Raw genomic sequence first — 14,239 nt, 5'->3', positions numbered from 1 at the left:
CCGATGTTAACGTCGGTATAAGTTTTCCTTGTAAGCAAGGCTGCCCCACAGGGCATTCGCCTTAGCCATTTTGATCATCGACTGAGGAACCTCACGATCGCGCAATTCAGTCGTCCCTTCATCATAATAAAAACCTTGGGGAGCTTTATCTGGCTGAAACACAACAACATCATTATTGTTATCCATCCAGGCAAAGTTCTTGTAGAATTGCATCATTACACGCAATTTCTTGTTGTCGATATCCTTGGTCAAATCATGCCCAATCATCGGGTTGTAACTGCTTACGCCAATAAGAGACAACAGTGTTGGCGGTAAATCAATCTGGCTGGTTAGGCGCTTATCCTGTTTAGGAGTGATCCCCTCACCAATGATCACCGCCGGAATACGGAAGTGATCAATAGGCACAAGTTGGTTACCGTAAGCACGAGAGTCATGATCGGCAACCACGACAAAAATCGTATCATCCCAATATGAAGACTGTTTCGCCTGCTTAAAGAATTCACCTAAAGCATAGTCGGAATATTTGGCCGCATTTTCTCGTGTTTGTTTCGGCGCATTATACGGTTCGATTCGTCCATCAGGATAGTCGTAAGGACTATGGTTTGACGACGTGAACACTAAACTAAAGAACGGCTGATCTTGAGCGTTTAATTTCGTGAATTGCTTATGCGCTTTTTGGTAAAGATCTTCATCTGATGCCCCCCAAGCGCCCACAAATGTCGGATTATCAAAGGTTGGGAAATCCTGCATATCAGTGAAGCCATTGCCGAGGAAAAAGCTCTTCATATTATCGAAATGGCTCTCTCCACCGTAAACAAACTGGGTGTGATACCCCTTATCTTTAAGCAAATCGGCAATCGTAAAGAAATTGGTTTGACTCTTGCCTAGTTTTACAACAGCACGTGATGGTGTTGGTGAAAACCCGGTTACTACCGCTTCAATACCACGAACAGAACGGGTACCTGTGGCATACATACGGTTAAAGTTCCAGCCTTCCTGCATCAGTGAATCGAGGTTCGGGGTTAACGGTAACCCACCTAACGCGCCGACATACCTGGCACCTAGACTCTCTTGCAGCAGAATAACCAGATTTTTAGGCTTACCTTTATATGTCGATTCATGATAGGCCATAGTTGGTACTGAGCTTGATGTAAATTCAGCACTGTCTCTACCGGTGGATTCTCGAACCAGATCGACAATTTCACTGGTGTCCATCTTACCGTAGTATTTAAGAGCGCTGTCTTCCGAGCCCATCTGCTTAGCAGCAAAGACCATCGAGTAAGATGAATTTAAAGTGAGATCATTGATCAGCGGATCAGTTGAAAAGGCAACCATTGCCGGGTTAAGCGGGCGATGTCCAAGCGACGATCGTGCCCCCATCACACCAGTCACCACTACCAGCATAGCCAATACTATACGCCAGCGTTTTCGAGGGAAGGTCAAACCCGTTACTAAATGATGGGTAAGTTTCCAGCCCCAATATAGGGTTGCAGAACTGATCAGCGCACCAAGAAACAACTCCAATTTATATCCGCTCCAAAGCATACCAAACACTTCTTTGGGATAAATCAGGTACTCAATAAACAAACGGTTTGGCCGAACATCATACTCCATGATAAATGAAGGAGTTGCCGCTTCCATATAGACCAAAAACCAAAGGCCTAACACTATCCATACCCTTAAAATAAAGAGCCAAGCTTTTCCAATTATATTGTTTGCGGCTAATAAACAAGTTAATAGCCCTGGTAAAATCAGCAGATAGCTTAATGTCGCAAGATCGATTCGAACGCCACTGAGAATGATTTTTAACCATCCATTGGCATCAGTTACTCGCTCTCCTTGCCATAAGGCTAATCCAATTCGAGATAAGGTAAGAATAAAAAGAGAAATTATTATTGTTGTAAAGATTGGGTATAAGACACCCAGCCTTTTTTTGACAGAAGCTGTCATTGTTACTTCCTGTATATAAATCAGTAATTAAAGAACTACATTTGAAAAAACAATATACAACCAGGTTGATATCGCCATAATAAGAGTTAATAGGACAGCTGCAGACCCCATATCTTTAGCTTGTCCTGAAAGTTCGTGGTATTCAGATCCAATCCGATCTACGACAGCTTCTACGGCTGAATTAAGCAGTTCAACAATAATAACAGCCATTACCACGCCAATAAGCAGAAGTTTCTCCAGCCCACTAACCGGCAGCAACAACGCTATAGGCGACAATATACAAAGTGCAATAAGCTCTTGCCGAAACGCGGCTTCACAACGCCAAGCGGCGCATAAACCCAACCAGGAGTATTTTGTTGCATATAATAGACGTACAAGTCCTTTTTGCTTGTTGTTCACACGACACCTTTCGTTTAAAACGAATATCAAAGGTAAATATGAAATTATTAGGGTGAGTAATAATTAAAAAGTTCCGATGAATATACTTATTTATTTCCCTGTCGATATTATATTTCATAAATATAGAAGCAGAAAGATGCAATTATACACATATAAAAAACTCAGCCATGGGCTAATTTATTTCTATGTACTTGTTTGTAATGAAATGTATGGGGCGAATAGAATTTTAAATATAGTTTACCGCCTCACTATCGTTCAAAAAACGAGCGATTCAGTTCACATAATCGAACTAAAATAGGACAATACTTATAAAAGTAAAAGCAGACTCAAGAAATGAGCTAGAAAAGCGAAAACATGGCTTGAAGTTAAATACAAACATGACAGACCAAGATTGGATCTGTCACGCAATATAGTGTTACATGTCGTTGCTGTTTAGAAGTTAAACAACACGAACCCCAGACGACATCAAACGCTCTGGCGTTAATAAGACGCTTTCAGACTCGTCGTCCGTTTCGGCACAAAGCAGCATGCATTCAGATGTCTCACCCCGCATTTTCGCTTTTGCCAAGTTGACTAGTACCACAACTTGCTTACCCATCAGTTCTTCTTCAGTGTAGTAAGGCACAAGACTCGTTACGGTTTGCAATGTCTTCTCACCAATATCTATCTGAACAATATAAAGCTTATCTGCATTTTGATGGCGTGCGACTTCGATAATTTTACCAACCCGGATATCTAGCTTGGCAAAGTCTCCGTATGAAATAGTACTCACCTTCATCTCCTTGTTCTTACTGCATCAAATAAAAGTTTTACTAAACTTTACTGTTAACGATTACAATATCAACCAGGCCATGATTTACAAGGGATCTAAGTCTCATTTGCTAATGTTCACGATGGTAATAATTGCGTTATTTTCACTACCATTGTTAAATAGCAGACTTGCTAACAATGGCTGATACCAGCTGTCTGTACCGAGGTAATAATGGCAACCATCAAGGACGTCGCAAAAGAAGCTGGCGTATCCGTTGCGACCGTGTCGCGCGTTATCAATAAATCCCCCAAAGCCAGTAAAGCTTCAATTGAATCCGTAACGGCTGCGATGAGTAAACTGGGGTATCGTCCCAATGCGAATGCGAGGGCTCTGGTTAGCCAATCAACCAACACCATGGGCGTGCTGGTCGGTGATGTTTCCGATCCCTTCTTTGGCTCGATGCTTAAAGCTGTCGATAAAATTGGCCGTAGTCATGGTAAACATATACTCATCGGAAATGGCTACCACAATGCCAATACTGAGCGAGAGGCTATCGAGTTGCTGATCAACAGCCGCTGTGAGTCACTTGTCATCCACAGCAAAGGGCTGAGCAACAAGGAACTAATTGATTTTGCAAGTGAAGTACCGGGAATGGTGCTCATAAATCGCTTTATCCCGGAGATCGCAGAACGCTGTATTGCACTGGATAACCATAAGGGCTCTTATCTGGCGACGGAATATCTGATTAAACACGGCCACCAGCACATCGGTTACATTTGCTCTAACCATGAGATTGAAGATACCGAACAGCGAAAAGCGGGATACATCGATGCCCTAAAAGCTTACGGCCTGCCACATAGCGAAAGTTATGTTGAATATGGCACACCAGACGAACAGGGAGGCGAACAAGCCATGACAAACCTGCTGGCAAAAAATATCCCGCTTACAGCAATTGCAACCTATAACGATTATATGGCGGCGGGCGCGCTGTCCGTGCTTGATGAAAACAGCATTGATGCCCCGCACCAGATGTCGCTTATCGGTTTTGATGACGGCTTGATTGCCAAATACCTCCACCCCAAGCTAACCACCGTTCGTTACCCTATCCAGATAATGGCTGAAAAAGCCGCTTCGCTAGCACTGCAACTCGCAAAGAATGAGTCGGTGGAAAATGATACTCGGATTTTTGTACCCACACTGGTAAGGCGTTTATCAGTAGAAAAACTATCAAGTTAATCTAGCAAGGATTTCGAGGATAGTGGGAGCTCGCGAAAAATCAAAGCCCTTGCAACAACAAATAAACAAGGGCTTTAAGCAATATTCGAGCTATATCTAGAAGCTTATAGCCGAGGAAAAACGATAAACCGTGCTGTGGTCATACTCCGTTTCTGGCATTAATATACAGCTTTCCTGCGGCCATTCGGGATGGTTAGGGGAGTCAGGCAAGTACTGAGTCTCTAACGCAAAGCCCGCATAATTCTGATACTCACCTCCTTCACGATTAGGGCAACCAGCCAGGAAGTTTCCGGTATAAAGCTGCATAGCCGGCTTGGTCGTCAAGACTTCCATTGCTAGCAAGCCATCTGGTGATATGGCTCGTGCTGCAATATTCTCAGCATCTTTACATGTCCTGGCCAATAAAAACGAATGATCGTAGCCTGACGCTAGCTGTTGCTCTTCATCTTGAAGAAAGTCCGCGTCAATGTTTTTGCCTTCACGGAAATCAAAGCCGGTATTTGCAACTGCTCTTAACTCCCCTTTCGGGATCCCTTTGTCATCGGTTGGCAGAAAATAGTCAGCGGCAATGGTTAACCGATGCGCAAGACAGTTCTCGCCGCACAAGTCACCTTGCAAGTTAAAATAACCATGGTTGGTTAAGTTAACAGGACAGGCCTTATCGGTCTTTACATAGTATTTAATTTCTACCGCATTATCGTTGGTCAAGGTGTAACTGACAGTCACCAATAATGTGCCCGGAAACCCCTGGTCGCCATCTTCAGAAGTCAGTGAGAAGGCAACTTGCTGCTCATCTTGCGTTTCAACTTTCCAGCGACGACGGTTAAACCCATTAGGCCCGCCATGTAGACAGTTTTCGAATTGGTTTGTAGCCACCTGATAGCTTTCGCCATTGAAGCTAAACTTTCCTTGGTTTATCCGGTTGGCATAGCGACCCACCGTTGCCCCCAAGTAAGCCTGTTGCTGGTTAAACTGCGCCATCGTTGAGACTCCGAGTAACACCTCGCGCAACTCGCGACCAACGGGAACCAAGCAACTTAACCATGTGGCACCAATATCCATTAAAGTGACTGTCATACCATTCGGGTTAATTAGGGTTATCAGCTGTGCCGGTTTCCCGTCTGATGCTGGCTCCTGGGTCATACTCTGATGCAAAACATTATTCTCAGTCATGGCTAATGCCCCTAGACAAGCTCAGGGGAAAGAACACGTACCTCATCTGCACCTGCCATCGCTTTACAAACGTAGATACTCTCTTTCAGCCCTGTTTCTGCTTGATACTTGGCTTCAACGGCTTCTTTGACTTGGGTAACAAGAGCCGGAGGCATAATAGCGACAATACAGCCACCGAAGCCGCCGCCGGTCATACGTACCCCGCCCTGATCGCCAATCACCTCTTTGACCATCTCAACCAAAACATCGATTTCACGCACGGTGATCTCAAAATCATCGCGCATTGAGGCATGTGACTGCGCCATCAGTTCACCCATCAACGTCATATCACCATTTGATAGCGCCTCCGCAGCCCGCTCTGTCCGAGCATTTTCAGTGATTACATGACGAGCACGTTTGGCAACCATTGGCTCAAGATCGTTTTCACGCTCGTTAAACTGCTCAATGGTGACGTCTCGCAGTGCCTTCACACCAAAGATACGGGCTGCTTCTTCACATTGTTGGCGGCGGGTATTGTATTCACTATCGACCAAGCCGCGTTTTTTGTTGGAGTTGATAATGACAACGGCCATGTCTTCCGGCATCGATACTGTACGGGTTTCCAATGATCGGCAATCAATTAGCAATGCATGATTCGCTTCACCTTCGGCAGAAATAAGCTGATCCATAATCCCGCAATTACAGCCAACAAACTGGTTTTCTGCCTGCTGCCCGTTCAGAGCAATCTCTTGCTGAGAGATCGATAACTCATAAAGCGTTTTGAATGTCTGGCCAATCACGACCTCCAATGCAGCAGAGGAACTAAGTCCTGCGCCCTGAGGAACATTACCACTGACAGTGATATCTGCACCGCTAAATTCATAGCCACGCTCTAGCAAGCATTTCACAACCCCCTGAACGTAATTAATCCACATACAGTTTTGGTCAAAGATGATAGGTTCAGCAATATCAAACTCTTTCACTTCATTACCATAATCTACCGCAACCACTCGAACTCTGGTGTCATCTCGGCGACTGGCAGCAACAACCGTTTGGTAGTCAATCGCACACGGCAAAACAAAACCGTCGTTATAGTCAGTATGTTCACCAATTAGATTGACGCGACCCGGAGCCTGAATGATATGGCCAGGCTCGTAGCCCAACACATTAGAAAATACGGCCGATACAGTGTTGATAAGTACTTGTGATTTGCTAACTATTGTCATGTTGTTATTCCTAGTCATCATTCTTATTGTTCGCGGAAATGGATATCGCTAAGGGCGCGTAATTTCTCGGCGGCCTGCTCTGCCGTTAAGTCGCGCTGGCTTTCTGCCAGCATTTCATAGCCAACCATAAATTTTCGGACCGTAGCCGAACGTAGCAACGGCGGATAGAAGAGCGCATGTAGCTGCCAGTGTTCCGTCGAGGTATCCCCCTCTTTGAAAAATGGCGCATAATGCCAGCCCATCGAATATGGGAATGAGCATTTGAACAGGTTGTCATAACGGCTCGTCAGCTTTTTAATCGCGAGAGCAAGATCATCTCGCTGCTCATCGGTCAGCTCATCCATCCGACGGATGTGTACTTTCGGCAATAGCATGGTTTCAAATGGCCATGCCGCCCAATAAGGCACAACAGCAATCCAGTGCTCGGTTTCAACCACAGTGCGAGAGCCGTCAGCCATCTCACTCTGTGCGTAATCCACCAACAAGTTCGTGCCATGAATTTCAAGGTAATGACGAAGATTGTCGTCTTTCCGGGCAATTTCATTCGGCAGAAAGCTGTTTGCCCAAATCTGGCCATGTGGATGAGGTTGAGAGCAGCCCATTGCCGACCCTTTATTTTCGAATGCCTGAACCCAAACATATTCCTGGCCCAACTCTTCAATTTGCTCGTTCCAGGTATCAATGACATTACGAATTGTCGTTACGGACAGTTCGGGCAATGTTTTACTGTGATCCGGCGAGAAACAGATGACTCGGCTCAGGCCGCGGGCACTTTCAGAACGGAATAGCGGATTCTCTGACTCTGGGGCATCAGGTGTATCCACGGTTAGAGCCGCATGGTCATTATTAAAGACATACGTACCGGTATAGTCCGGATTTTTGTCACCAGAAACGCGGGTATTGGTTGGACACAGGAAGCACCCCGCATCATATTGGGTGTCTTCGGCGGCCTCCGGTGCTTCATCCGCACCTTGCCACGGACGCTTGGCTCGGTGAGGCGAAACGAGTATCCACTGCCCTGTCAAAGGGTTATAACGACGATGCGGATGATTGACAGGATTAAATTTTATTTCAGACATAAGCTTCTCAATGTTTGTTTGCCACCAGCCAATAGCTAATGGGAATAATTTCTAGTTCTGGGTCCTGCAGGTGTTTCTAGCGTCTCGTAAGTGCTACGAGAAGACTCTTCCAGGTACAGCTCTTACAACTACCGACACTTCCTTGATGCTTAATACCCCTGTGGGTTATTTGACTGCCAGCGCCAGGTATCTTGCGCCATCTCAGAGACGGTAAAACGCGCTTTCCAGCCTAATAATTCGTTTGCCTTCTGGGTGTCAGCCCAACATTCAGCAATGTCTCCTGCTCTACGAGGGCAAATTTGGAAGGCAATCTCATAGCCGCATGCTTCACTAAATGCGCCAACCATTTCCAACACACTGCTTCCCTGCCCGGTCCCCAGGTTGAAAATATGCAGGCCGGCGGTTTCACCGACAGATTTCAATGCCGCAATATGGCCATCAGCCAAATCCATCACATGAATATAATCACGTACACCCGTTCCATCTGGCGTCGGATAGTCATCACCAAATACAGATAGGTATTCACGTCGGCCAACAGCAACCTGAGCAATAAACGGCATCAGGTTATTGGGAATGCCTTGCGGATCTTCTCCCATCTTGCCTGAAGGATGGGCCCCGACAGGGTTGAAGTAACGAAGCAACGTAATACTAAATTCCGGTATCGCGAGCTGGATATCTCGCAGACACTCTTCAACCATGAATTTGCTGCGGCCATAAGGGTTGGTGACCTGCCCGGTGGCAGTAGACTCAGTGATCGGCATAATGTCGGGATCGCCATAAACCGTCGCAGACGAGCTAAACACCAAGCTTGTTACACCCGCCGTTTTCATGGCATCAACCAGCACCAAAGTGCCATGTACGTTGTTGTCGTAATATTCCAGCGGTTTTTCGACCGACTCGCCCACCGCTTTTAATCCTGCGAAATGAATAACCGAACCAATACGGTGCTCGTTGAAGATTCGAGCCAGTAACTCACGATCACGAATATCGCCTTGATAAAATACTGGCGTCACTCCAGTGAGTTCATGGATCCGTGTCAGCACGGCCTCTTTGCTGTTACAAAGGTTGTCAACAATGACAGGCTCAATCCCTTCCTCAATCATTTGGACACAGGTATGACTGCCGATGTAACCCATTCCGCCTGTAACTAATACCTTCACGGTTGTTCTCCTGCTGCCAGTTCATCATCAGGCAAGTAGTTTGCGCGCCCTATTGCCCCATCTGCTAAAAAGTCTAACAAGCAACCAGCAGGTCGATCCGTGATCAAAACCACACTTGTGTAAACGTTTCCACAACCTCTCACAAATAACTGCACGACCTAAAACAGCCAAAAGCCCAGCTATTTAGCGAGATTTAATGAAATAACATCAGATTGAAGTGAGGTTAAAGAAAAAGAAATGAAAGGATTTCGGCTCATTAGTGTAAACGATTTACACGCTATGGATACCGAAACAAGTAAAAGCACCAACAGAAACTCGATAATTTTACTAAAAAAACATAATATACAAAGTTAGTTGCACTAATACAGTGAATTACCCGCTACACCGGAGGAATAATGGCAACACTAAAGGAAATCGCCACCGAAGCAGGCGTTTCGCTCGCTACGGTTTCCAGGGTACTAAATGATGATCCTAGCCTGAGTGTTAAGGAAGAAACCAAGCGCAGAATTTTTGAGATTGCAGAAAAACTAGAATACAAAACAACGCAATCACGCAAGGCCAGCACCAAGCACCGCCTCCATTTTCTTGCAGTGTTTAACTATAAGCAGGACATTGAGGTCAACGATCCCTACTACCTATCCATCCGCCACGGTATCGAAACACAATGCGAGAAGCTGGCCATTCAGTTGACCCACAGCTATGAAGGCAAAGTCGACGGCAAGCTCAAAAATATTGACGGGGTTCTGCTCGTCGGCCGCCAGTCCGAGCAAACACTAGAGCAGATCAAAGCGCTTACCAGCAATATCACCTACATCGACTATACGGATTTCGATCATGAATTTGATTCGGTTGATATCGACCTTGCGAGGATCAGCAAAGAAGTCATCAATTTCTTTACTGAACAAGGGTATAGCCGCATTGGCTTTATCGGCGGACAAGACAGTATCGATCAACCCGATATTCGGGAGATTGCCTTTGCTGAATATGGTCAACTAAAGCAGGTTGTATCTGAACAGGATATCTATCGTGGGGATTTTTCCAGCTCGTCCGGTTACAAGCTGGCTAAAGTAATGCTTGATGGTGACTATCCTAATGCTTTGTTTATTGCTTCAGACTCTATCGCAATCGGTGTGCTTCGCGCTATCCACGAAAAAGGCTTACGTATTCCTGAGGATATCTCGTTAATCAGCGTTAACGATATCCCGACGGCCAAGTTTACTTTCCCTTCCCTCTCGACAGTAAAAATTCACTCAGAACTAATGGGCAGCCAAGCTGTAAACCTGTTACTCGATAGAAGCAGAGATGGCCGGGTTATCCCAATTCGAGTCTATGTACCAAGCAAACTCAAGCTACGGGATACAACCAAGTAAAATTTTCCCAAATATAAGCCCATGATTTATATAAAGACGGTACTAAAGCTACCGTTTTTTTTATTGCTCCAATACCATGAAACAATACCTCGAAACAGCCCCCTTGTGATTCCCGCTACCAACAGCAATCCACTTATACCCAAGCGATTTCAAGCTGCTTGGGTAAATAAACTTTTACTGTTATCCGGCTCACAAAGCTGAGCACAAAACGTGACCAAGTTAAAATAAACAAATTTTACCTGTTTGTTTTACTAAAACTTTAACTAATATCTTTTCTCAGATTATCGAGATATGTCCAGGAGGCATTGTGAATAACTGGGAAAACATCAACCGCCTTAGCGAAAACAGAATGGAGCCACGTGCTTACTTCTTTTCATATGACGCATTCAACACTGCCAAAACGTTCCAACGTGATTTAAGCAGCCACTTTATGCTGCTCAGTGGACAGTGGACATTTAACTTCTTCGAAAACCCACTGCTTGTTCCTGAAAAATTTTATTGCCAGGAAATGGCTGACTGGCCGCACATTAAAGTACCGAACATGTGGCAGATGGAAGGCCACGGCAAGCTTCAATACACCGATGAAGGCTTCCCCTTCCCGATTGATGTTCCCTTCGTTCCTACCGATAACCCGACAGGAGCTTACCAACGCAGCTTTACACTGTGCGATTCATGGGACGACAAACAAACCATCATCAAATTCGATGGGGTAGAAACCTACTTTGAAGTGTATGTGAACGGCCATTATATTGGCTTCAGCAAAGGCAGTCGCCTTACCGCTGAATTTGATATCTCTGCCTTTGTACAGTCAGGTAAGAATTTGCTCGCGGTTCGTGTGATGCAGTGGGCTGACTCAACCTACATTGAAGATCAGGATATGTGGTGGACAGCAGGGATTTTCCGCGACGTCTATCTCATCGGAAAACCACAGGTTCATGTACAGGATTACACCGTACGCACTGAATTCGATGAGCAATATCAAAGTGCTACGCTAAGTTGCTCTGTAGTGCTGGAAAACCTGCTCGACCATCAAGTCCATGGCTACCAGCTCGACTACGCCCTGTATGACGGCGGCCAGCTGGTCGCGAAAGGCAGCAATGACAATCTGCTAATTGCTGACCGTCATACCACCGAGTTTGCCATCGATGTAACAAAACCAGTTCAGTGGACGGCTGAAACCCCACACCTGTACCAGCTGTTCCTGACACTGAAAGATCACAGCGGCAAGGTATTGGAGATCATTCCGCAACGCGTTGGTTTCAGAGATATCAAAGTCCGTGACGGCCTTTTCTACATCAACGACCAGTATGTCATGCTGCACGGAGTCAATCGTCATGACAACGATCACCTTAACGGTCGTGCTGTCGGTATGGATCGTGTAGAGAAAGATCTGATCCTGATGAAGCAGCATAACCTCAATGCTGTCCGAACCGCCCATTACCCCAATGACCCGCGCTTTTACGAGCTATGTGATATCTATGGTTTATTTGTAATGGCCGAGACCGATGTCGAATCCCATGGTTTTGCCAACGTTGGCGATCTGAGCCGGATCACCGACGATCCCGCGTGGGAAGGCGTGTATGTCGATCGCATCGTCCGGCATATCCATGCCCAGAAAAACCATCCGAGTATCATCATGTGGTCTCTAGGCAATGAATCCGGCTACGGCCGCAATATTCGTGTAATGTACCAACAAGCCAAGCTCATCGATCCAACACGACTTGTTCACTACGAAGAAGACCGTGATGCAGAAGTTGTCGATGTCGTCAGTACTATGTATTCCCGTGCCCAGCTAATGAATTACTTCGGCGAGCACCCAATGGACAAGCCGCGCATCATCTGTGAGTACGCCCATGCAATGGGAAATGGTCCCGGAGGTCTTACCGAGTACCAAAATGTCTTTTACAAGCACGACCATATTCAGGGACACTTCCTGTGGGAGTGGTGTGATCACGGCATTTTAGAGCACGATGAAAATGGCCGGGATGTATATAAATATGGTGGTGACTACGGCGATTATCCGAACAACTACAACTTCTGTATGGACGGACTTGTCTACTCTGATCAAACCCCAGGGCCCGGCCTAAAAGAATATAAACAAGTGGTTTGCCCGGTCAAAGTCCATGACAAAGATATTGCCAACGGCATCCTTACTATCGAGAACAAGTACTGGTTCTCGAACCTTGACGATATTACGCTGCAAATTGATGTCCGCGCAGAAGGCGAAACCCTTGCCCACCACCAGCTCAGCGTGGCCAACGTGAAGCCCGGTGAACGCCGTGATATTCAGTTTGCCTTACCTGAGCTCGACGAGCGCGAAGTGTTTGCCAATATCGCGGTTCTGAAAAATTCCCGCACAGCATATAGTGACGCGAACCACCAACTGGGCGTATTCCAGTTTAGTTTAAAGCCAAACACTGCTCAGCATCCCCGCTTTGTCAATCATAATGCAACCCCGTTGGCTGTGGTAGAAGAGCGCCTGCAGTGGATTATCCAAGGCTATGACTTCACCCTCTCGTTCTCGAAAGTGAACGGTAAGCTTACCTCTTGGGTACACCAACAAACAGAGCTCATTGCCAGCACACCGAAGATGAATTTCTTCAAACCGATGATCGATAACCACAAACAAGAGTACGAGGGCCTGTGGGAACCCGCACACTTGCAAATCATGCAGGAGCACTTCCGCACTATAGAGGTTGAATCAATCGACGGCAAAGTCATTGTCACCTCCACCAGCATTGTTGCTCCGCCGGTACTTGATTTCGGCATGCGCTGTTCATACCGCTACGAAATCCACCCTGAAGGCCAGGTAAACCTGACACTTTCAGGCGTTAAATACGGTGAATACTCACATGTTATTCCTGCTATCGGCCTGGACATCGGGATCAGCAATCAATTTGAACTGGTTGAGTACTACGGCCGAGGACCAGAGGAAAACTATCTCGACAGTCAACAGTGCAACATCATTGATATCTACCAAACCACTGTCAGCGATATGTTCGAAAACTATCCGTTCCCGCAAAACAACGGTAATCGTCAGAATGTTCGCTGGGCTTCGCTGGCAAATCGTCAGGGTAAGGGCATTTTGGTCAAGCCACAGCAGCAGGAAATTAACCTGAGTGCATGGCACTACACCAGTGATCAGCTACATGCAGCACAGCATATTAACGAGCTAGAGCCAAGTGGTTTCATCACCCTGAACCTGGATCACAAGGTCATGGGATTGGGTTCCAATTCCTGGGGCTCTGAAGTTCTCGATTCATACCGTGTGTATATGGATGACTTTGAATACAGCCTGACTCTGGCTCCCTTTACCAAAGGGGACTGCAGTTCAAGCTTCTTCGCTAGCCAGGCCTTTACCGAAATCCCAGAGGGTGGAGACAAATAATGATCATATTAGCCAACCTGGAGCAATTCAAAACTCTTTACCGTGATGGCAGAAAGTGGAATCGCTGCGTCGAAGCCATCGAGAACACCGGCAATATCCGCGACGGTGTCTACCACTCTATCGGGGATTCACTGATTTATATGATTGAAGACGGTGTCGCCGGCAATACCGAGGATTTTGTCGGCAACCGCCGCTACTTTGATGTTCATTACTATCTCGAAGGTCATGAAACCATCGAAGTAGCCAATAAACAACAACTACATACATCCCAGCCTTATCAAGACGAGACTGACCGAGAGTACCTGAAGGGCCGTGGCGTACTGCATACCGTTGGCAGTGGCCAAGTGGTTATTTTCAATAACGACGAAGCCTATCGCTTTGCCGGTGACAAACGAGTTCGCAAGGTGATACTCAAAGTCACGGTTGAAGATGGCTACTTCCTAAACAAATAACAAAAACAACAGCGTCGGTTGTTCTGGCACACCGGAACAACCGACAACGATAAAAAAGTGGCCGAGGTCAATAACA

Annotated in this window: 11 protein-coding genes; 4 read left to right on the top strand and 7 right to left on the bottom strand. The window is 46.1% G+C overall.

What is annotated here, in order from left to right:
- Positions 1-6 precede the first annotated feature (6 nt).
- The 3 genes from MD588_RS02820 to MD588_RS02810 all read right to left on the bottom strand — a co-directional run bounded on the left by MD588_RS02820 (position 7) and on the right by MD588_RS02810 (position 3,121).
- Positions 7-1,950, bottom strand: a complete 1,944-nt coding sequence (locus MD588_RS02820; protein ID WP_265695291.1) for an LTA synthase family protein — start codon at positions 1,948-1,950, stop codon at positions 7-9.
- 27 nt (positions 1,951-1,977) lie between these two features.
- Positions 1,978-2,349, bottom strand: a complete 372-nt coding sequence (locus tag MD588_RS02815) for a diacylglycerol kinase (protein WP_265695289.1) — start codon at positions 2,347-2,349, stop codon at positions 1,978-1,980.
- Positions 2,350-2,788: 439 nt separating this feature from the next.
- The gene (locus tag MD588_RS02810) at positions 2,789-3,121 is read right to left on the bottom strand and encodes a tRNA-binding protein (RefSeq protein WP_265695288.1); all 333 of its coding nucleotides are present in this window, start codon (positions 3,119-3,121) and stop codon (positions 2,789-2,791) included.
- Between the two features lie 210 nt (positions 3,122-3,331).
- On the opposite strand from MD588_RS02810, the gene MD588_RS02805 reads away from it, so the two are divergent.
- Positions 3,332-4,336 (top strand): substrate-binding domain-containing protein, encoded by a 1,005-nt coding sequence (locus tag MD588_RS02805; RefSeq protein WP_265695287.1) that lies wholly within the window; start codon positions 3,332-3,334, stop codon positions 4,334-4,336.
- Positions 4,337-4,432: 96 nt separating this feature from the next.
- On the opposite strand, the gene galM is transcribed toward MD588_RS02805, so the two are convergent.
- The 4 genes from galM to galE form a co-directional block, all read right to left on the bottom strand.
- Entirely contained in the window at positions 4,433-5,509 is a 1,077-nt protein-coding gene (galM, locus tag MD588_RS02800) for a galactose-1-epimerase (RefSeq protein ID WP_265695284.1), read from the bottom strand.
- 11 nt (positions 5,510-5,520) lie between these two features.
- On the bottom strand, positions 5,521-6,714 hold the full coding sequence (galK, locus tag MD588_RS02795; RefSeq protein WP_265695283.1) for a galactokinase: 1,194 nt from the start codon (positions 6,712-6,714) through the stop codon (positions 5,521-5,523).
- Positions 6,715-6,737: 23 nt separating this feature from the next.
- Positions 6,738-7,793, bottom strand: a complete 1,056-nt coding sequence (locus MD588_RS02790; RefSeq protein WP_265695281.1) for a UDP-glucose--hexose-1-phosphate uridylyltransferase — start codon at positions 7,791-7,793, stop codon at positions 6,738-6,740.
- A gap of 149 nt (positions 7,794-7,942) precedes the next feature.
- Positions 7,943-8,953: a UDP-glucose 4-epimerase GalE gene (gene galE, locus MD588_RS02785; RefSeq protein ID WP_265695280.1), complete on the bottom strand. Its 1,011-nt coding sequence runs from the start codon at positions 8,951-8,953 to the stop codon at positions 7,943-7,945.
- A 395-nt stretch (positions 8,954-9,348) separates the two neighbouring features.
- Here galE and ebgR point away from each other — a divergent pair, with 395 nt between their 5' ends.
- The 3 genes from ebgR to MD588_RS02770 all read left to right on the top strand — a co-directional run bounded on the left by ebgR (position 9,349) and on the right by MD588_RS02770 (position 14,163).
- On the top strand, positions 9,349-10,323 hold the full coding sequence (gene ebgR, locus MD588_RS02780; RefSeq protein WP_265695279.1) for a transcriptional regulator EbgR: 975 nt from the start codon (positions 9,349-9,351) through the stop codon (positions 10,321-10,323).
- 307 nt (positions 10,324-10,630) lie between these two features.
- A complete protein-coding gene (gene ebgA, locus MD588_RS02775) occupies positions 10,631-13,711 on the top strand; it encodes a beta-galactosidase subunit alpha (RefSeq protein WP_265695278.1) in 3,081 nt (1,026 codons plus the stop codon).
- Positions 13,711-14,163: a beta-galactosidase subunit beta gene (locus MD588_RS02770; protein WP_265695277.1), complete on the top strand. Its 453-nt coding sequence runs from the start codon at positions 13,711-13,713 to the stop codon at positions 14,161-14,163. The genes ebgA and MD588_RS02770 overlap by 1 nt, the downstream gene beginning before the upstream one ends.
- The last annotated feature ends 76 nt before the right edge of the window (positions 14,164-14,239 follow it).

The sequence above is a fragment of the Photobacterium obscurum genome (genome assembly GCF_026191635.1).
Taxonomy (GTDB): Bacteria; Pseudomonadota; Gammaproteobacteria; order Enterobacterales; family Vibrionaceae; genus Photobacterium; species Photobacterium obscurum.
The sequence above is the reverse complement of the archived record's forward strand: the minus strand, read 5'-3'. Positions and strand labels throughout refer to the sequence as shown.

What these genes read in the sequence shown, in the direction of transcription:
- galM (WP_265695284.1), bottom strand. Translation starts at nt 5,509, where the DNA reads ATGACTGAGAATAATGTTTTGCATCAGAGTATGACCCAGGAGCCAGCA.
- galK (WP_265695283.1), bottom strand. Translation starts at nt 6,714, where the DNA reads ATGACAATAGTTAGCAAATCACAAGTACTTATCAACACTGTATCGGCC.
- ebgR (WP_265695279.1), top strand. Translation starts at nt 9,349, where the DNA reads ATGGCAACACTAAAGGAAATCGCCACCGAAGCAGGCGTTTCGCTCGCT.
- MD588_RS02770 (WP_265695277.1), top strand. Translation starts at nt 13,711, where the DNA reads ATGATCATATTAGCCAACCTGGAGCAATTCAAAACTCTTTACCGTGAT.
- MD588_RS02820 (WP_265695291.1), bottom strand. Translation starts at nt 1,950, where the DNA reads ATGACAGCTTCTGTCAAAAAAAGGCTGGGTGTCTTATACCCAATCTTT.
- MD588_RS02790 (WP_265695281.1), bottom strand. Translation starts at nt 7,793, where the DNA reads ATGTCTGAAATAAAATTTAATCCTGTCAATCATCCGCATCGTCGTTAT.
- MD588_RS02805 (WP_265695287.1), top strand. Translation starts at nt 3,332, where the DNA reads ATGGCAACCATCAAGGACGTCGCAAAAGAAGCTGGCGTATCCGTTGCG.